This is a genomic window from Nostoc sp. DedQUE09, assembly GCF_034530915.1.
GTDB lineage: Bacteria > Cyanobacteriota > Cyanobacteriia > Cyanobacteriales > Nostocaceae > Nostoc.
The window spans coordinates 1-21191 of record NZ_JAVRCE010000097.1; the positions used below are offsets into that span (position 1 = coordinate 1).

General features: G+C 42.2%; 13 protein-coding genes. 7 read left to right on the forward strand and 6 right to left on the reverse strand.

Annotation, left to right across the window (positions count from 1 at the left end):
- Positions 1-72: 72 nt before the first annotated feature.
- Positions 73-357: a peptidase gene (locus tag RMY27_RS33500; protein WP_322669114.1), complete on the reverse strand. Its 285-nt coding sequence runs from the start codon at positions 355-357 to the stop codon at positions 73-75.
- A 413-nt stretch (positions 358-770) separates the two neighbouring features.
- Here RMY27_RS33500 and RMY27_RS33505 point away from each other — a divergent pair, with 413 nt between their 5' ends.
- Entirely contained in the window at positions 771-1421 is a 651-nt protein-coding gene (locus tag RMY27_RS33505) for a sigma-70 family RNA polymerase sigma factor (protein WP_322669115.1), read from the forward strand.
- A gap of 478 nt (positions 1422-1899) precedes the next feature.
- Positions 1900-3651, forward strand: a complete 1752-nt coding sequence (locus RMY27_RS33510; protein ID WP_322669116.1) for a serine/threonine-protein kinase — start codon at positions 1900-1902, stop codon at positions 3649-3651.
- A gap of 93 nt (positions 3652-3744) precedes the next feature.
- On the opposite strand, the gene RMY27_RS33515 is transcribed toward RMY27_RS33510, so the two are convergent.
- Positions 3745-3882 (reverse strand): hypothetical protein, encoded by a 138-nt coding sequence (locus RMY27_RS33515; protein WP_322669117.1) that lies wholly within the window; start codon positions 3880-3882, stop codon positions 3745-3747.
- A gap of 365 nt (positions 3883-4247) precedes the next feature.
- Between RMY27_RS33515 and RMY27_RS33520 the strand changes: the two genes are divergently transcribed.
- Complete coding sequence (locus tag RMY27_RS33520; RefSeq protein ID WP_322669118.1) at positions 4248-5204, forward strand: aldo/keto reductase; 957 nt, start codon at positions 4248-4250, stop codon at positions 5202-5204.
- A gap of 90 nt (positions 5205-5294) precedes the next feature.
- On the opposite strand, the gene RMY27_RS33525 is transcribed toward RMY27_RS33520, so the two are convergent.
- The gene (locus RMY27_RS33525; RefSeq protein ID WP_322669119.1) at positions 5295-5951 is read right to left on the reverse strand and encodes a class I SAM-dependent methyltransferase; all 657 of its coding nucleotides are present in this window, start codon (positions 5949-5951) and stop codon (positions 5295-5297) included.
- A 648-nt stretch (positions 5952-6599) separates the two neighbouring features.
- Here RMY27_RS33525 and RMY27_RS33530 point away from each other — a divergent pair.
- A complete protein-coding gene (locus RMY27_RS33530; RefSeq protein ID WP_322669120.1) occupies positions 6600-7682 on the forward strand; it encodes a peptidoglycan-binding protein in 1083 nt (360 codons plus the stop codon).
- A gap of 609 nt (positions 7683-8291) precedes the next feature.
- A complete protein-coding gene (gene ftsH4, locus RMY27_RS33535) occupies positions 8292-10169 on the forward strand; it encodes an ATP-dependent zinc metalloprotease FtsH4 (RefSeq protein WP_322669121.1) in 1878 nt (625 codons plus the stop codon).
- Between the two features lie 214 nt (positions 10170-10383).
- Here the strand turns inward: ftsH4 and RMY27_RS33540 are convergent, their stop codons facing one another.
- The 3 genes from RMY27_RS33540 to RMY27_RS33550 all read right to left on the reverse strand — a co-directional run bounded on the left by RMY27_RS33540 (position 10384) and on the right by RMY27_RS33550 (position 13441).
- Positions 10384-11583 carry an MFS transporter gene (locus tag RMY27_RS33540; protein ID WP_322669122.1) on the reverse strand — a complete coding sequence of 400 codons (1200 nt, stop codon included), beginning with the start codon at positions 11581-11583 and terminating at the stop codon, positions 10384-10386.
- Positions 11584-11677: 94 nt separating this feature from the next.
- The gene (gene moeB / locus RMY27_RS33545; RefSeq protein ID WP_322669123.1) at positions 11678-12850 is read right to left on the reverse strand and encodes a molybdopterin-synthase adenylyltransferase MoeB; all 1173 of its coding nucleotides are present in this window, start codon (positions 12848-12850) and stop codon (positions 11678-11680) included.
- A gap of 132 nt (positions 12851-12982) precedes the next feature.
- Positions 12983-13441 (reverse strand): M67 family metallopeptidase, encoded by a 459-nt coding sequence (locus RMY27_RS33550; RefSeq protein WP_322669124.1) that lies wholly within the window; start codon positions 13439-13441, stop codon positions 12983-12985.
- Between the two features lie 428 nt (positions 13442-13869).
- Between RMY27_RS33550 and RMY27_RS33555 the strand changes: the two genes are divergently transcribed.
- Positions 13870-15408, forward strand: a complete 1539-nt coding sequence (locus tag RMY27_RS33555; RefSeq protein ID WP_322669125.1) for a calcium-binding protein — start codon at positions 13870-13872, stop codon at positions 15406-15408.
- Positions 15409-16402: 994 nt separating this feature from the next.
- Positions 16403-20560 carry a calcium-binding protein gene (locus RMY27_RS33560; RefSeq protein WP_322669126.1) on the forward strand — a complete coding sequence of 1386 codons (4158 nt, stop codon included), beginning with the start codon at positions 16403-16405 and terminating at the stop codon, positions 20558-20560.
- Positions 20561-21191 lie beyond the last annotated feature (631 nt).

The window sequence follows — 21191 nt, forward strand, 5'->3', positions numbered from 1 at the left end:
GGCTTTCTGCATAGAGAAAGGGGATTATAACTAATTAGCCGGACATGATATCAAATCTCAAATCAGCTAATATTAGTTATTGAGATCGCTCCGTTTTTTCCGATTTAATAATCCAGACATACTTATTCCTGTCACCAGCAGACCAATCAATCCTAATCCATTAAAGATTGGGTAAATTGCTTCTAGATGTAAGATTTCTCCTGTATGAATTCTTAACAGCAAACTAGAAGAAAGCCCAGTATTAATTGACCATTCCCTAACAATAGTCGTCAATATTCCCGTTAATACAGTTAACATTAAAGGTATACAAATTATGATGCCAATCGTGCGGTGATACTTGCGAAATAGTCGTTTCATAATCATTTTTTAGAGTAGACTGGGAACGAGAAAGAACGAGAAAGAGAAAAGTCTTATCAAGCTAGGTTTTTAGAACTTGTGTGTACATCGTAGCTACCCTGAATGTACTCATAGGGTAGGGATAAGAGCGGTAAATTGAGTATATAACTAAGCTCTACGAGCAAACGTGGTGAGTTTGAGAACCCAAGCAACCAGAATATTAAGGCGGTTGATGTCTTAAATAATTTCCGTAGCTTCAGCCCTGAGAGTGTCAAATCTACGTTCTATTTACTTCAGAACCTCAAATCTCCCAATAGCCTATGCCCGTTGTCCACTTCTTTTTCAAAAAGATCCAGTATCTTAAGGAAAGGTAATTCTTCGGGTGTTGTTATACGCAATACTAAGATATTCTTGCTTTCTTCGCCAAGATTGTCATGGTTCAATTCGATGAACAGCTACGCCGCTTAGTTACAGAAGCCTGTGGACACCAACCTGGAAGCCCTCAGCGTCAGAAGCTGCTCACGCAAATTATTCGCTTGACAGCAAGTAGACTCTGGAGGGAAACTACTCCTTACTATCAAGACGCACTACAACAAACTTGGTTGTATTTCTGTCGCAATGTTTGTGAAGGTTTGACAGGTCAAATCTACGATCCCAATTATGGCAGTGTGATCACCTGGCTAAATGCTTACCTAAAACGGAGACTACAAGACTTTTACCTTAACCAGAACCGAGAACAAGCCACAACAGTCCCTTTGAGAATTCGTCAGTCTACATCCGGTGGAACAAGTGAAACCATTGACCCTGTAGATAACTTACCGGCTAATCCCCAAGCACCTCCGATTTTGGAAGACTTGGAGATATGGGCAAAGACAGATTCGGATGGGCAACTGTGTGGTACTTACATTAAAGGACGTCCAGATGTGAATTGTCAGGTGTTAATTCTCAAACGCTTACCCCCAGAAATTAGCTGGAAAGATTTATCTGAGGAATTTGGATTGTCAATTCCGACATTAAGCAGTTTTTATCAACGCCAATGTTTACCACGTTTGCGTAAGTTTGCAGAATTGGAGGGATTATTATGATCGGTGCTGTTAGCGAATAGCTAGGGTTGAGCTTTTTGCTCATTCTCAATCAATTTTAGCGATGCCTGCGGTGGACATAGCGATCGCACGCAACGCCTGCCAAACTTGTTATGTTTCATCTCTAGTAAGCTTTTTGCCGTGAATTACAGCTATTTTCAGGTAAATAGACCACGCGACAGGTGTGGTTCAAATATATGAAAGCTGCTGTAATACTAGCTATTTGAAGGCATTTTTTCTGCAAGGCAGCTATTATAAACATCACTTTCCCAGTTCAGAATGTAGCATTGCCAATACTTCGCCAATTTTTTGCGAAGTATTGGCAATGCTAAAAAATTACATTTTTACTACGCAATAATACTTAAAAAAATTAACTTGTATTTAAGGTATCAAAATTCTGGTTATTTATTTCTAAAGTATTCCGGAAACACGAGGGAATGTCAGAAAAACTAAATAAAAGGACTTACTGAGTAACCAGGTCATGACCCACCACATAATCGGTAAATTACTACAAGGGCGTTACCAAGTTGTCCAAAGCCTCGGTGCAGGGGTGTTTGGGCAAACATACATTGCTGTAGATGTAGATTATCCAGAGAACCCCAAATGCGTTATTAAGCAGATTAAAGTTAGCAGTTCCGAATCCGGCTATTTGGAGATGCTGAGATTACTGTTTTTGACTGAAACTGAAACCCTGAAGCTTCTGGGAAGCCATGACCAAATTCCTGAATTCATCGCCTGCTTTGAAGAAAACGAGCGATTTTATATAGTACAAGAGTGTATTGAAGGACATGCGCTGACTGCGGAATTGCCCATTGACGAATATTTCGGGTGTCTGTGGAGTGAAAGCGAAGTTGTAGAATTTTTGATAGATGTCTTAGGTATTCTAGAATTTATCCACTCTCAAGGTGTGATCCATTGCGATATCAAGCCGGAAAACTTGCTCAGACGTGATAGCGATCGCAAGTTAGTTATGATTGACTTTGGCTCAATCCAGTCGATCGATTTTGGCATAGGTGCAGAATTGCCTATCTATAGAATTCCCGTCACTTCATTGGGATACATACCGCCAGAACAATTTATTGGTCAAACACAGCCCAATAGTGATATTTATGCTTTGGGTATGATTGCTATCCAGGCTTTAACAGGGCTAGAACCACTACAATTAAAAACCGATCCTTCTACTAATGAAATTTTTTGGCGTTCTCAAAACACGCCAGTTAACGATTATCTAGCTGCTGTTCTCAGCCAGATGATCCGCTATAATTACCAAGATCGGTTTCAGTCTGCGGGTGAAGTGCTGCGGGTACTTAAACAAATAATCTGGGAACCTCAGCCATCAGAAACATTAGAGGAAGATTCTCAATTTTCCCTAGAAGTAGCGAAAAATTCTGCATCTGGAAAATCATCCCCATTATTAACGGGAATGAAGGTAGGACTAGCAGCTAATTCTTTATTGATGGGATTTGGTGTATATTCTTTAGTTAATACTGCACCGGCATACTCAGAAACAGATACTTTATTTAAAGCAACAAAAGAATATCAAGCAGGAGATTTGGAAGAAGCGATCGCACTCGCTAAATCAATTCCCTCCCACAGCAATGTTTATCCAGAAGCGCAAGCCACAATTGAAGAATGGCAAGAGCAATGGCAAGTAGCTGCACAGCAATACGAAATAGCACAATTAGCTTTTCAGGAGAGCAGATGGTCAGATGTTCTTCATGCTGCTGCTAAAGTTCCCAAGATTTTATATTGGCAATCTAAAACAGATAAAATAGTTCAGAAAGCATCGCTCAACATTGAAGCACAGACGCAAAATTTATTAACAAAAGCTTACGAAAGAGCCGGTGAAAAAGATTTTTCTGCCGCCTTACAATATCTACGTCAAATTCCTCAAGAAAGTCGTGCGGGTGCTTTAGTTCAAGACAAGTTAGCTGAATATAATCGAAAGCGGCAGATCAGAGCAGCCTACTTTTTACAGAAAGCCTATAAAAAAGCATCTATAGGTGATTTTGATCGGGCTGTAAAATTTCTTAGAAATATTCCCCAAGATACTCTAGTTTATGCTCAAGCTCAAGTCAAATTGAATGAGTATACTCAAAAAAAACGCGTGCTAGCTGACAATCAAAAGATAGCTTCTGCAAAAAGAACAAATTTATTCTTCCCTAAAAACTCAGCTACTAAGGTTGAATATCTTCAAGGAGTAAATTACCTTCAAGAGGTTAATATTCGGTAGGTTTAGTAATTCGTAATCATGCTCTCTAAAAGATGTTGCACGTAACTTGCGATGGGACAAGGGGAATAACCTGTGCCCAATGCCTTCTACTTTTTACCAAGGAACTACACCGTTTTCATCAAAAAATCCACCGCTAGAACCATCATCAGGTAAAGTAGCGAGTCTCACTGCTGCATAGGCGTAGCCGTGTTTCAATATCAACTTGACTAGGTGGAAAGCGATCGCCATCATATCATGTTCGCTTCATTACTTATTAAACCCTAAGAACCCCACCCCGCCAAAGCTACGCTTCGTCTCCCCTCCCCGCTTGCGGGGAGGGGATTAAGGGGTGGGGTGCAATGACTGTGGAAATCATAACTAATTATGCGAACATGATATCACTTATTATTCCAGCATTATTTACAAAAAACAGGGTGTGGGGTTGCAGGTTTAGGGTGTAGGTTTAAAAAATAAAAATTTACCCCGACTTTTACAAAAAGTCTAGTGATTGCCTGTCATGTTTGCACCAGTAGTAATTCACACCTGAGATAGCTGTTGAGAAAATATTTGCAGCTTAAAGTAGCAATTGACTCAAAAATTCTTGCAGAAGTGTAGATATGCAAACCAAACAGCTTGGCAATTCGGAGCTTAACATTACCCCAATCGGCTTTGGTGCTTGGGCGATTGGTGGAGGTGAATGGGCTTTTGGCTGGGGAGAGCAAGATGACCAAGAATCGATCGCTGCGATCAATCGCGCTCTTGACCTTGGTGTTAATTGGATTGACACCGCAGCTATTTATGGTTTAGGGCATTCTGAAGAGGTTGTTGCTAAAGCACTCAAAGGTCGATCTAGTCGCCCCTACATTTTCACGAAATGCTCAATGATCTGGGATGAAAAGGGCGAAATTGGTCGCAGTCTCAAAGCGGATTCTGTGCGGCGGGAGGTTGAGGCCAGTCTGCGCCGACTCGAAATTGAAACCATCGACCTCTACCAAATCCATTGGCCCAACCCTGAATCAGAAATCGAAGAAGGCTGGACAACTTTGGCCAAGCTCAAGGATGAGGGAAAGGTTCGTTATATCGGAGTTTCCAATTTCAATGTCGAACAGTTGAAACGTATCCAGGAGATTGCACCAGTTACCTCATTGCAACCGCCTTATTCACTGGTGAAGCCTGATGTCGAAAAGGAAATTCTGCCTTTTTCTCAAGAAAATAATATAGGTGTGATTGTATATTCACCAATGCAATCTGGCTTGCTCACAGGGGCGATTACACCTGAGCGGGTTGCTAATTTCCCTGATAATGATTGGCGCAAAAACAATAGTGAATTTCAGGAGCCACGTCTATCTCGTAACCTGAAACTAGTTGAGGTGTTGCAACACATTGGTAAACAACACGATCACTCCCCAGGTGAAGTTGCGATCGCTTGGACTTTAAATAATCCGGCAGTGACTGCGGCGATCGTTGGCGGACGTAATCCTAAGCAGGTGGAAGGAATCATTGGTGCTGGAGAATTTCGCCTCAATCAGCAGGAACTAAATGATATTGCGACTTTCCTGCGCGAGAATCCATAAAATCTCTGAGCGAAAACCTCACCAACCCCACGGCTTTAGCCGGGGGCTTATTCATACTTTTATTTAGCAACTCAACTGCTAAAAGTTATTTCACTTTGTCGCTATGCCGATAATATGAGGAGTAACAATTGGTAATTGTGCATCAAATCGCTCATAATTGATGCTACTAAAACCAGCCTTTCCTAATGCTATCCAAGTTTCTTTATCTGGATGACAACCATCACCCATTGCTTTCCAAATCGGACTAACTGTGTTTTGTATTTGTCGCAATAAACTTCCTTGAGGTGCAGCTACATCTTCAATAAATAAAAAGCGTCCACCTGGTTTCAGTACTCTTAAAATTGCCTGTAACGTATAATCTATATTCGGCACTGAGCATAAAAGGAATGTACTAACAACAGTATCTATGCTGTTATCTTCGGCATCTAACCATTCAGCACTACCAATGCGGATGTCGATCTTTAAACCCAATTTTGCTGCTTGTTTGTGGAGGGAAGAATGCGTATCTGGGTTTGGCTCGATTCCTATCCAGTGGATATCTTTAGGATAGTAGGGTAAGTTAGAACCTGTTCCGGGGCCAATTTCTAAGACTTTACCTTGGAGATTAGCAAAAAGAGAACGTTTGCGATCGCTGACAATTTTATCGTATTTACTGGTATTTGCAGCCATCATCCAGGCAAAAAAATGTTTACCGAGGTTTGCAAAAATCTGATTTTTTGAATCTCCGATAATTTGGTTTACAGTCATTATCTACTTCCTAATTTTTGAGCCTAGAAATTGGGGTGCTAAACAACCATTTATAGCCTCAAGGTACAATACTTTGTGTTTGTTGTACCTCACCCATTAGACTCACCTGATAGGATGAATTTAATTAACGTATTATGCGTAGCGACTGACCGTAAGATATCATAGAAAGACCAAAAGGGTAGATGCGCTAAATGTAGGGTGATGAGCGATCGCTAGACTGATACAATTTTAGTTAATCTCTAGCCAGAGATTTTTGAATAGCCGCTTTGGTTTTATTATCTACCGCACAAGTATCTCATTCCAAATCAGAATTTACGGATCTTTGACAACAGTATGGGCAATACTTGCGGTTTTTGCTAGTCTATGCAATTCGCTGTGGCTAACCTCCAGTTTATAACCCTGTTCGCCAATATCTGTAAGGGAAAAGTTAAAGAGATCGGTGTTTCCTATTTTTAGGATTTCTGCAAAAAGCTAACATAACTGCGGATGTTATAATTCAAGGTGGGTTTTGCAAGACAGCGTTTATTAAACTTTCATTGCTCTAATGAAGTACGAGATACCAAATTTGGCAGCGGTCATAATTGAAATTATATAACAAATAGTGGCAGAAAAGTTAGCTAAAAACAATTGTTTCATCCAAGAAAAACTATGAGCTTTAAACTTCAAGCTTTGCAACTTCCGACTCTCCAGAAAAAATCCGAAGGGCTAATTGTAATTGCCTGGCAGAAATTTCTTTTAGATTACGACTTCCCTATTGCTGCCGTGGATGGGGATTTTGGGAATATTACAGCCCAAGCAACTCGTGATTATCAGACTAGTAATGCTTTAACAGTAACAGGAATTGTCGATACTGCTACTTATAAAAAAGCGATAGAGCAAGGTTTTGCAATTTATTTTGCTATCTACACCGATGCCGGGAATAAATTATTAAGCTATCTTAACTTTGGAGTAAATGAGGTCAAGGACTTACAAAAAAGTTTAACAGCGATCGGTCGTTTGAATCCGCCATTAGTAGCTGATGGAGACTTTGGCCCCAACAGTACAAAAGGACTAGCAGAAACTTATAAAATAAGAGATATCAATTTTCGAGCCGAGTTGGCTAAACAGCTTTCTAATACAACAAAAACCAAGCTTGGCATTGATTTTGAGTTGGCTTTAGACAACATAACTGAATACGCTAAAAAATTAAGACAACGACTGAGTGGAAAAGCCTGGGTTAATTTTTTCCCAGACGGCGACTTAATTGATGATTTAGCTTCTCCCTTCCGTCAAAAAGTACAATCTTTTGAGCAAGCCTTAAAAAATGCCGGAGCTAATATTAGTATATCTTCAGTATTTCGCCCTTCAGAACGAGCTTATTTAATGCACTATGCTTTCCGTATTAGCAATAATGAAATTGCTGCCAAAGATGTTCCACCGATGCCTAATGTAGATATTAATTGGCTACATTACACCAATGCTGGTTCTGTTCAAGCTGCTAAAGAAATGGTGTCTGCTTATAATATTGCTTTTCGACCTGTTCTTACCTCTCGTCATACCCAAAGATTAGCAATTGATTGGGAAATTACTTGGTCAGGAACCTTAAATATCAAAAACGCTAACGGAACGACAGTTAGCATTAATCAGCCACGAACGAGTTATGAAAATTCTACTTTATGGCAGGTTGGGCGTTCTTACGGTGTGATTAAATTATCTAGCGATCGCCCCCACTGGTCTAATGATGGACATTAATGGCTAGCAGAACCGCATATATAGAGAATGCAGTTCCAAAATTCAAAGTGAAATTATTGAAAAAGAATTCAGGAGTGAAGCAAGGAAAACTCCGTCAAGGCTTCAAAATAACTCTTCGTGGGGGATTTCTATTTGCGCCTTCCAATCTCTACATATTTTTTGAGTACGGTAAACCGTATTTGCTCGTTAGTTCACAAAGATTAATTAAATTGTTAAGTTTAGTTACATAAATAAGTAAAAAAATGCTGCAAACATTGCTAAATGGGAGAAATTATGAGAAACAGTAGTATACTTGAAGATCGAGACAAGCTAAACAACTTTGCCTTACCTTAGCGAGTCTTCTCCCAAAGAGAGATGCAAGGGCTAACGAGCATCATGAGCCTTATAGCCCGTCGTAGACATTGCTCAGATTGGGCGAATATATCAGCATTCTTGACCAGTCTTTAATCAAGTTTCTCAAAACGTTAAGGGAAATAAGGAACAGGAGGAAGCAGAGGAGCAAAGACCAGAGGGGAAGTTCTAGTAAGTCTTTCCCCTCCGCCCCTTTGCCTCTTGTCCCTATGCCCAATTTTCAAGTTAGTTTTCATTATTTAAGGATTGGTAACATTTATGGGAATTAAAGAACAGCCCAAGTCACCTCGGTTTCGGATCGTTGCTAATATTTTACTGGCAGTATCAGGGCTATTCCTGCTATTAAATTTATTTTTGCCTGGTTTATTTGCTTCTGGACCTGCTGGTGTTCCGTATAGTCTATTTATTCATCAAGTACAGGAAGGGGAAGTCAGCCGTGTTTCCGTTGGTCAGAACCAGATTATTTACCAACTAAAAACAGAAAATTCCGAACCGGGCCAGGTGTTTGCAACTACACCAATCTTTGATTTAGAGTTACCCAAACTGCTAGAAGCAAAGGGAGTTGAGTTCGCTGCTACACCGCCACCCAAAAATACTTGGTTTACAACCCTCTTAAGTTGGGTGATTCCACCACTGATTTTTATTGGTATTTGGCAGTTCTTTCTCGCTCGTGGTGGTGGTGGCGGTGGTCCTCAAGGTGCGCTTTCCATTGGTAAGAGCAAAGCTAAGGTTTACGTTGAAGGCGAATCTGCTAAAATCACCTTTGCAGATGTGGCTGGGGTAGAAGAAGCAAAAACCGAGTTAGTAGAAATTGTAGATTTCCTCAAGACTCCGGCACGGTTTACGCAAATTGGCGCTAGGATTCCCAAAGGTGTGTTGTTAGTTGGCCCTCCAGGTACTGGTAAGACACTGTTAGCAAAAGCCGTAGCAGGAGAAGCAGGAGTTCCATTTTTCAGCATCTCTGGTTCCGAGTTTGTAGAATTGTTTGTCGGTGTAGGTTCTTCCAGAGTCCGGGATTTGTTTGAACAGGCTAAAAAACAAGCTCCCTGTATTGTATTCATTGATGAATTAGATGCGATTGGTAAGTCTCGTAGCAGTAACGGCTTCTACGGTGGTAACGATGAGCGAGAACAAACCCTCAACCAATTACTAACTGAGATGGATGGGTTTGCAGCTGGGGATGCAACGGTGATTGTACTAGCAGCGACTAACCGTCCGGAAACCCTAGACCCGGCATTGCTGCGTCCAGGTCGCTTTGACCGCCAAGTGTTGGTAGACCGTCCCGATTTATCTGGTCGTGAGGCAATTCTCAAGATTCACGCTCAAAAGGTAAAATTAGGAGATGATGTAGATTTAAAAGCGATCGCTACTCGTACCCCCGGTTTTGCTGGCGCAGATTTGGCAAACTTGGTAAACGAAGCCGCATTATTGGCAGCGCGCAATCTGCGTGAAAGGGTTGCTCAAGAAGACTTTGCCGAAGCAATTGAGCGGGTAGTCGCCGGTTTAGAGAAGAAGAGTCGCGTGATGAACGAGACTGAGAAAAAGATTGTTGCATACCATGAAGTTGGTCACGCAATGGTCGGGGCGCTGACAACCGGAAACGGTCGTGTAGAAAAGATTTCGATTATTCCTCGTGGGATGGCAGCTTTGGGCTACACTCTGCAATTACCAACTGAAGACCGCTTTTTGATGAACGAAGATGAACTGCGGGGTCAGATTGCGACTCTATTAGGTGGACGTTCCGCCGAAGAGGTTGTATTTAACAGTATTACCACAGGTGCTTCCAATGATTTGCAACGAGCAACTGACTTGGCAGAACGGATGGTAACAACTTATGGTATGAGCAAAGTCTTAGGGCCATTAGCTTATCAACAAGGACAACAAGCAGCATTTTTGGGTAATGGTGCGCCGAATCCTCGCAGATTGGTGAGCGAAGACACGGCAAAAGCGATTGATATCGAAGTCAAGGAAATCGTGGAAACAGCCCACGAGCAAGCCCTAGAAATTCTCAGACAGAATCGAGACTTGCTAGAAGCGATCGCTACTCAACTCTTAGAAACAGAGGTCATTGAAGGCGAAAAACTGCACGATTTGTTGAGTCAAGTTAAACCTGTAACTCATATCATGTCCGCTTGATTGCTTATTAAACCCGAAGAACCCCACCCCGCCAAAGCTATGCTTTGTCTCCCCTCCCGAAGAGCGGGGAGGGGTTGGGGGTGGGGTTCTTTTATTATGGGTAATTTGGCGGACATGATATCATTCGTAATTAAGAAAGTCAGATTTCATCCACAGAGGTACGCAGAGAATAACTTTGCGTACCTACCCTGCGGGAAGGCGAAACGCCTATGCGTTAAACCTCTGCGTTCCTTTGCGTTTCAAAAATGCCACTCACCGCAATGCAAACACCAGCGAGGAAAAATGCTAATCCACCCCCAACCGCACCAACAAAAGGTGTTATTACTTGCGGTTGAGGAAATATAACGCCAAACAAACTCATCGCTAAAGCAAACCCACCAAAATACATCCCAATTCCTAATCCCGCCCATCGCTGGGGTACTTGCCCTAAAGCAAAAGGAATTGCTCCGTTGACAATTAAACTAAAGCTTGCAACTATCAACACAATTATCGGAATTTGTGCCCCTACAGATATCATTATCAATAACGAAGGAATGATTGCACAGATTCCACAAAGCATTGCTTGACTATTACCAATTTTAACCGCGAAGATTCCTGCTGGGATGCTGGCAATTGCGATCGCTATTCCAATCCACACCATCAGCACATCAATATTATCAGTATTCAGTTGGGCTTTCAGCACTTTTCCCAAGACATCCATGAGAAATCGGATACCCCACGCAACGCCGAAACCAGTTCCTAAAATCAAAACCAATTTCTGTAAGGGCAACTTTACTGTTTCTGCTTGATGTTTATCCACTGGTGCTTCTGGGGGATTGACTAAGCGCAACACAGCCGCCGCCCCCAGCATCACAAAAGAACCGATCGCAAAGGTATAAACTGGGCCTAAGCTGAGAATAAACTTGTAGCTTATCGGTCTAAAAGCCCCAATCACACCGCCTGTTAAAGTGACAAAACTTACTGCTAAAGGTAACTGGGCTGGTGTCGAATACATCCCCAACAGGCACATAACTGGAGAGCGAAATATTGTCATTGCCAATGCCCAAGCTACCAATACTATAGGTAAGAGCGATTTCATCACGGTAGTGGGCGGGATCAAACTTACAACGCATGGTATGGCAATAAACAAAGCCGATGCCAGAATCATACCTACTGAGATAAAAGGAAACCGAGTTCCTACCCAGCGTCTAGCTTGGTCTGAAAGTCCACCCATCACTGGTTCCAGCACCGCACCTAAAGCATTTTCGACTAGCACCAAACCAACTGCTAATGACGCAGAAAAACCAAACTGAGTCAGAAGTTGCGGCAAATAGATATTATAAATTAACCACGAGAGGGTAATTGCTCCCTGCACCGCTGCCAACACCCAAACTTGCACCCATAAAATATTCAGATGAGATTTCAAGGTAGTCATAACGAAATGGAAATTGGGCATTGGGCATTGGGCATCGGGTATGAGTTATTTCTCCCTCATCCTCCTGCCTCCTGCCCCCTGCCTCCTGCCTCTCTTAATACTCCGGAACTGACGGATCGATTTCTTTACTCCAAGCGGTAATTCCGCCTTTAACATTTGTCCCGACAATCCCGGCTTCCTTGAGAATAGCTAGGGCTTTTGCCGATCGCCCGCCCATCTTACAATGAGCAATTAAGCGGTGGCCGTTTAATATTTCCTTCACCTTAGCAACACCATTGCCATTTTCAATGTCTGGTAAGGGCACCAAAACTGAACCCGGAATCTTGGCAATGTCGTACTCATGGGGATTGCGGACATCCAGCAATACAAAATCCTTTGCACCGCTATCCAGCAACTCTTTCAAATCCTTGACGGTCATTTCTTGACTTTCCAACTGCTGTTTTGCCTCCTCTGCCTTAGCTTGTGGAATCCCGCAGAATTCTTCGTAGTCTATCAGCTTTTCAATCACTGGGCGAATCGGGTTAGGACGCAGTTTTAACTCCCGAAATTTCATATCCAAGGCGTTGTATAGCAGCAATCGTCCGCTAAGAGTGTTGCCTTGTCCCAGAATAATTTTGACAGCTTCGGTTGCTTGGATTAAACCAATAATTCCTGGCAAAATTCCCAATACGCCGCCTTCTGCACAAGAAGGAACCATTCCTGGTGGTGGTGGTTCTGGGAAAAGGTCACGATAATTTGGGCCACCTTCGTAATTAAATACAGTAGCTTGCCCTTCAAAGCGTAAAATTGAACCGTAGACGTTTGGCTTATTCAGCAATACGCAGGCGTCGTTAACTAGATATCTGGTGGGGAAGTTATCAGTACCATCCACGACGATATCGTAAGGTTGAATCAGATCCAGGGCGTTTTCGGAAGTCAAACGAGTTTCGTATAAATCAACCTGACAATAGGGGTTAATCTCGTGAATGCGGTTTTTTGCCGATTCAATCTTGGGTTTACCCACCCAGGATGTCCCGTGAATTACTTGGCGTTGTAAATTAGAAGTATCGACAACATCGAAATCGACAATCCCGATGCGTCCAATACCCGCCGCCGCCAAATATAAAAGTAGTGGTGAACCGAGTCCACCTGTACCGATACACATTACACTAGCGGCTTTCAGGCGCTTCTGTCCTTCTAGTCCTACTTCCGGTAAAATCAGGTGTCGGGAGTAGCGTTCGTAATCGTCTTTGGTCAACTGGATTTCGTCCAGATTGGGATTGAGCATAGCAGTTATGATGTGGGAAAGCGGAATATTAATCCTATCGAAAAACTGGATCTTATTAGGGGTGGGAAAGACGAATTTTCATTTGTGATAGCAGCGAAAACCACTCTGAGTGACTGTCTTTAAACTAAAGCGTTAAATTATATTTTCAATTTCCTCTGCTTGAAACTGATGAGTATCATCAAGGCTCCAACTTTTGAGTTCTCCAGCTTTGCCGTTTTGGACGGAAACTATTATATACGAGTATCCCTGCCAAGCGTATAGGCAATCGCATTCTGAGGGTATAGCAGGATGATCTGGATGGGAGTGAAAAATGCCGATAATGTTCAGTGAGCGATCGCGTGCTTCCCTTTGTGTTTTTAACATAACTTCGGGTGCGATCGTATATTGCTGTCTTTTACTTTCTGTTGTGCGTCCCCCTGGAAACTCAGCAGCTGCTTCTGTATTCCAAGCATTTTCTGTTGGCATGACTTCTACCACAGTTTTGCCCTTATTAGCCAGATAGCCCAAAATTATACCACAGCACTCATCTGGATAGGTGCTTTCGGCATGGGTGCGGATGATTTGCAAGTGTTCTTGGTTAAGTTGGATCATGTCTGCGTTTGGATTTTTGGCACACATATTAAGATATTGCCATACGTAGGCCTAGCCCGCCCCAGGCGATCGCAGCAATCAAAAAAGAAAATATCTATTTTTTGGATCAGTCTTTCAAGCATCTTTGAAATTTGACTGTCAACTCGAAAAATGTAACATTTTTCCAAACTGAAGTATTCATGTATACATTTAAATGTATAAAAACATAATTTTTCATTGCAAGCGGTGTTCTATATAGCTAGATAAGTGCTAGTTGCAAGTTGGCCAACAGAGTGAATTTTGAAAGAAAAATTGCTTTTTCTCAAGATTGAGATGAAAGTATACCGAAAACGTCAAATCTTCGATGAGTTATTTGTACTGTTTGATGGCAAAAATAACAAATTGATAGCTGAAGTTACTGAAAAATCGATTTAGGTAGGTAGAAAGTTATGGCAAATATCAATGGCACCAACGGTAATGATGTCCTTTATGGGACAACGGATGACGACCTGATTAATGGTTTACAAGGCAACGATAAATTAGATGGCAAGGGAGGCAATGACAATCTTTCTGGTGGTTTTGGCAATGATACTCTCGTTGGTGGTGCGGGAAATAACACCCTCAACGGTGGCGTTGGTGCTGATCTATTGATTGTTGACTCTTCAACAGGCAATAACCTACTAAATGGGGGCGATGGTAATGATTCTCTCTCCACTTTAGGTAGTGACAACTTCGGCTTTGATATTTCTGGCAATAACACCCTCAACGGTGGCGCTGGTAACGATACTTTGGAGGCTAACTCTTCAACAGGCGATAACCTACTAAATGGGGGCGATGGCAATGATTATCTTCGTACTATTCCCTATGATGTCGTGGGTAGAAACACCCTCAATGGAGGAAATGGCGATGACTTGTTATCTGTGAGCGCTCCCTTATATCCGAGTATCGCAGAGACTATCCCCTCTTCCCTAGTAACTCAAACGGTAGATGGGGGGACAGGTGATGATACCTTGTTCGTCAATTACAGTTATGCTACTAAAGCAATCACTTTCACTGCCACCGCTAACCAAGGAACAATTACGGCTGGTACAAATCAGGTTAGCTACAAAAATATCGAACGATTAAATATTACAGCTACAGTTTACGATGACTACCTAGTAGGGACTAATGGCAATGATTCTCTCTCTGGGGGAAGCGGTGGCAATGATACGATTATTGGCGGTGCAGGTAATGATGTCTTGTTTGCTGGCGGAGACGATAGCATTCTCTATGGTGACGCAGGTAACGATAACTTGAGTGTTTTCAATTCATCAGCCGATAATCTGCTCTATGGTGGCGATGGCAATGATACCTTGAATGCCTCTGGTGAATACTACGGCTTCGGTTCAGGCAATAACACCCTCAATGGTGGCGCTGGTAACGATTACTTGTATGCTGAATTTGCAACAGGCAATAACCTATTCAATGGGGGCGATGGCAATGATTGTCTCTCCATCTCTGGCTCCCTCGTAGATTACGGGTACTATGCTGCGTCTGGCAATAACACCCTCAACGGTGGTGCTGGTAACGATACCTTACTTGCTGACGATTCAATAGGCAAGAATCTACTCTCTGGAGGGGATGGTAATGACATCCTTACAGGTGGCAACGTTAATGATAGCCTAATTGGAGGGGCTGGTACTGATACTTTTGTTTTCAATACTTACAACGATGGTGTTGACAGTATTTATGACTTTAACGCCACTAATGAACTGATTCAAGTATCAGCTACTGGTTTTGGCGGTGGGTTATCACCAGGCTCACTTCAGACAAGTCAGTTCACCATTGGCACATCTGCAACGACAAGCGATCAACGATTTATCTATGACAACAGCACAGGTGGACTGTATTTTGACCTTGATGGCAGTGTAGGTACATTTACTCAGGTAAAATTTGCACAACTTTTGGGTGGTGTGACACTAACCGAAAACAACTTTGTGGTTGTTTAATCGTGATTAGCACTTTGCTATCACTCTAAGTACAGGTTGTGAGATGCCCAAAAAGGCATCTCACATTCGATTCATCAATACAATTACTTTTAACAAAGAGTAGATGTTGGATTTTGTTCCTCAACTTTTGACATGGGTGCAGATGGTTTGCAGTATTCTTGGTTAAGTTGATTTATGTCTGCGTTGATAATTTTTATAACCTATAGCGATTCTTGCACGGATATATATCGGCAGGCGATCGCTCTCATCGTAGTATAAGTTAACCAAGGCGTAGCTAGCAAAAACCGCAGGCGATCATAGCCTTCAAAAATAAAAATATGTATTTTTTATCACTTCCAAAAATATTTACCTAATAGGTTCTACTTTCTTATTGCTTAGATACAGAAGAATATGAAGAATATACAAAGTTCAATACTTGTGTATAGATTTTTCAGCAAGTAATGTGAAGAGTATGCAAAGATGAGTATTTAAGTATAGACATCTAAGTATGATATTGACTGTGTAGTTCTTTTGAGGCTCTTGAGATGTTCTCTATTTTCAAGCTAGACACCCACGGATAATAGCCTACAAGGAAGGCATCAAAATCTTTTTCCCGATTAAGAGTCAAGTGTTGATTATTTTTATCTTCTAGTAAGACTTAGGCGCTGACAAAAAAATATGAAGAAAGAATTTTAGGTATTGAAGCTAAATTTTTTGGTATTTAAAAGAATAATTTTTACTCAAAAAGGATGATAAAAAACCTGAAATGATTAGTTTTAGAAAATTCACACGCTAATTAATTTGTACAGTGCTTAAGACTTAAATAGTTTTAGACTCTAAAAAAAGTATACGTAAAAGCCTTGAAATCGGGGAAATTGTCCATAAATTTACTGTTCTTCAAGGGTGACGTATAAAGTATGTAGATTTCGGTTAATTTTTGCGCCTTTAAACAGCACAATCTGCAAATTGATAACTGAAGTTACTGAAAAAAAAACGATTTAGAAAGGTAAAAGTTATGGCAGATATCATTGGAACCAACGGTGATGATACCCTACAGGGTACTTATAATGATGCGGATACGATTAAGGGTCTTGCAGGCAACGATACCATATATCCTAACGGTGGCAAAGATACCTTAAGTGGTGGAGGTGGCAATGATAAATTCGTCTACTACTACTACAATTACTACAACAACAACAATACTACGATAATCACCGATTTTGGTGGTGTAGGTAAAGGGACAAACCCAACAGCGACAGTCATTGCCGAAGTGGATACCCTAGAATTCCAGGGCACTGGTGCCATAGCCCAAAATTTGTTGTTGACCAAAAAAGGCAACAATCTGGAAATCAGCTTTGCAGGGGATGCTTATAGAACGAGGTTTTTTGATGCCCCAGTTATCCTGCAAAACTTTGCTTTGGAAAACTTGGATAACCTCAGCAAATCTACAGGTGCCACTATAGACTTGGGCAATATCCTATTTGATGGAGAAACTAGCACTATAGATAGCTTTGATGTCTTCAATGCTAACTCCACTCAAAGCACTATCTTCAACTTGAATACAGTCACTTTTCTTAACGACCTCAACAATAATGTTAGCGGCTTTGACAACTCAGATGATGTCATCAATGGTCAAGACGGCGATGACATTATTAACGGCTTAAGTGGAAACGACATACTCAGAGGTGGTGCGGGCAATGACTCCCTCATTGGTGGTGTGGGGAATGATATTCTCACTGGCGGTACGGGTAATGACTCTTCCACAGGTAATCACTCCCTCGTTGGTGGTGCAGGCAATGACTCCCTCGCTGGTGGTACTGGTAACGATTTCTTAAATGTTGAATTTTCAACAGGGGATAATACCCTTGACGGTGGGGTTGGTGATGATACCTTGGATGCTGGGGCGACATCCGGGAATAACTTACTCTTTGGGGGCGATGGTAATGATTCTCTCTCCACCTCTAACGTTTATAGCAGCGAGAGCGGATACATCTATTACCCCTCCTCAAGCAATAACACCCTCAATGGTGGCGCTGGAAATGATACCTTGAATGCTGAGTCTCCATCCGGGAATAACTTACTCTTTGGGGGCGATGGTAATGATTTTCTCTCCACCTCTGGAATTAGAACTTATAAAGGGGAGCCTAATTTTAGCTCAGAGGGCAATAACACCCTCAATGGTGGCGCTGGTGACGATACCTTGAATGCTCGTGGTTCAACAGGGAATAACTTACTTTCTGGGGGCGATGGCAATGATTCCTTTGACCTTTCTGGATATGTTATCCCCTCGAGCGGTGGAGAGTTTTATCACCCTTCTTCAAGCAATAACACCCTTAATGGTGGTGCTGGTGACGATACCTTAAAGGCTGAGTATTCAACAGGGAATAACTTCTTCTCTGGGGATGATGGCAATGATTCCTTCTATCTAAGCCCCACATCCCCAAATACTGCCCCCTCTGATTTAGCAATTCAAACAGTAGATGGGGGTAAGGGTGACGATTTGTTATCTGTCGATTACAGGTTCGCTACAGGGGGTATTTCAACGACATTCAATCCCACTACAAACAAGGTAGAAATTACGGCGGGCACATATCGGGTTAGTTACAAGAATGTCGAACGATTGAATATCTTAGGTACAGCTTACGACGACAATATAGTGGGAAGTAGTGCGAACGATACGCTCTCTGGGGCGTATGGTGGCAAAGATACAATCGATGGGGGAGCAGGTGACGATCTGTTGTCCGTTGATTACACCTACACCAATCCTGTTGATTACACCTACAGCAATCCTACAGGGGGGATCACAACAACATTCAATGCCACTACAAACAAGGGAGTAATTACGGCGGGCACAAATCGGGTTAACTACAAGAATATCGAACGATTAAATATCTCAGGCACAGGTTACGACGACAATATTGTTGGCAATAGTGGCAACGATACGCTTTCAACAGGCAATAGTGGCAAAGATACAATTGATGGGGGAGCGGGTGACGATGTATTGTCCGTTGATTACATCTCCAATGTCAATAATAGTACAAAGGGGATCGCAACGACATTCAATGCTACTACTAACATTGGCTCAATTACGGCGGGCACAAATTGGGTTAACTACAAGAACATCGAACGATTAAATATCTCAGGCACAGATTACGACGACAACATTCTGGGGAACAGTGGGAACGATACGCTCTCCGGGAGCTATGGCAAAGATACGATTATTGGTGGTGCAGGTAATGATATCTTGGCAGGTGGGAGTGGGGAGGACACTCTAACTGGTGGCACGGGCAATGATAAATTTGTTTATAGCTTGAGCGATAGCTCCTATGACGGCACTAACATTGATATTATCACCGATTTCGGTGGCATAGGTAAAGGTTCAAATCCCTCAGCAACCGTAATTGCCTCCTTAGACACTTTGCAATTTATAGGTTTTACTGCTGAAAATCTGCAATTAACTCAAAATGGTAACAACTTAGAAATTACCTTTGAAGGTTTTAATAATGACAGGAAAGTTATTCTACAAAACTTTAAGTTAGAAAACCTGGATAATCTACCAGCAACTTCTTCACGACCAGCTATTGGCAATATCCTGTTTAATGGAGAAACCAGCATCAGCGACAGTTTTGATGTGTTTGATGCTGATTCCACTCAAACTACTGTGTTCAACAGGAACACTGTTACCTTCCTTAATGACCTCGATAACAGCATTACGGGTTTTGACAACTCTAATGATGTCATCAATGGTCAGGGGGGTGACGACATCATCGACGGGTTGAGCGGTAATGACCTGCTCAGAGGTGGTGCGGGAAATAACACCCTTGACGGAGGTACTGGTGACGATACCTTGAGTGCTATCAGTTCAACAGGCGATAACCTGCTCTTTGGGGACGATGGCAATGATTCTCTTGATATCTCTGGCAGGATATTCAGCGACAACTCTAACAGATTAGGCAATTTCGACTCTCGCTCATTAGGCAATAATACTCTGAATGGAGATGCAGGTAACGATACCTTGAGTGCTAGCGGTTCAAAAGGTGATAACCTGCTCTTTGGGGGCGATGGTAATGATTCTCTTGACATCTCTGGCAACTACAGTTTCTCCTTCCCTGGCTACTCCAACGACTCTCGCTCCTTGGGGAATAACACCCTAGAAGGAGGTACGGGTGACGATCGCTTGAGTGCTGGTGGTTCAAAAGGCGATAACCTTCTGTCTGGGGGTGATGGCAATGATTCTCTTGACGTGTTTGGTTTGTACAAGTATAGTTACAGCGAGTTCAACGACTCTCGCTCGTTTGGGAATAACACCCTAGAAGGAGGTGCGGGTGACGATCGCTTGAGCGCTGGTGGTTCAAAAGGCGATAACCTGCTTTCTGGGGGTGATGGCAATGATGAGCTTGATATCTCTGGTGACTACTACAGCTACAACTCCAACGACTACTCCGACTCTCGCCCGTCTGGTAATAACACGCTAGAAGGAGGCGCTGGTGACGACAAGTTGAGCTTCAGCAATTCAACAGGTGATAACCTTCTCTCTGGGGGCGATGGCAATGATTCATTCAATCTAATCGCTAGTTCCATAGATAGTAACTTGTCTGATTTAGTGACTCAAACAGTAGATGGGGGTAATGGTGATGATTCGTTGTTCACCATTTACAACTATACTGCTGGAGGAATCACTTCGACATTCAATGCTACTACTAACACTGGCTCAATTACGGTAGGCTTGTATCGAGTTAATTACAACAATATCGAACAATTACATATCTCAGGTACCAGCTATGATGACAATATTGTTGGCAGCAATGGCAATGATATCCTCCAAGGTGGAAATGGTAATGACAGCCTAATTGGAGGGGATGGGACTGATACCTTTGGTTTCTATAATTACAATGGGGGTGTTGGCACTATTTATGACTTCAACGCTACTAATGAACTGATTCAAGTATATGCTAATGGTTTTGGTGGCGGGTTATTAATAGGTTCACTCTCGGATGCTCAATTCACCATCGGAACATCTGCAACGACAAGCAATCAACGATTTATTTATGATAATTCTACAGGTGGACTGTACTTTGACCAGGACGGCAGTGCGGCTGAGTTTACTCAAGTAAAATTTGCCCAACTATCTGCTGGACTGTCATTAGCCGAAAAGAATTTTGTGCTTGTTTAATCGTAATCAGATTCTCTAATCGTTAAGTGACACGGGTTGCGAGGTGCTTACAAAAGCACCTTGCAAACGATAGTGCTCAATGCAATAACTGTTAACAAAGAGTAGATGTTGAGTTTTATTTCTCAAGTTTCGATATGAGTCTGGATGGTTTGCAGGTGTTATATCATGTCCGCCAAATTACCCATAATAAAAGAACCCCACCCCCAACCCCTCCCCGCTCTTCGGGAGGGGAGACAAAGCACAGCTTTGGCGGGGTGGGGTTCTTCGGATTTAATAAGCAATCAAGCGGACATGATATTATTGGCTAAATTTGATTATGTCTGCGTTTTTAATTTTAATCGCCGCCGTTCCATATTTGCGGGATGATTTTGTTAGTTTTGTGGGATGGGCCGAAAAGCCCGTCCCTTGTATTTCAGGGCGCAGGCATCAAAACTCATTAGCCTTAAAGTAGTAACAACAACTTTTTGTGGAATTGCGATCGCGAGACGATGAATGCTCTAATCAATTTACTGCTTTTTTTGCTGCCGATTCTGAGTAGCTTTTGGATTGCCCAAACTTTCAACCCTTTATCTTCTTAGAGACCATTTATAAAGTAAATCTTTAGACAACAAGACGACGCAGCATGATACGA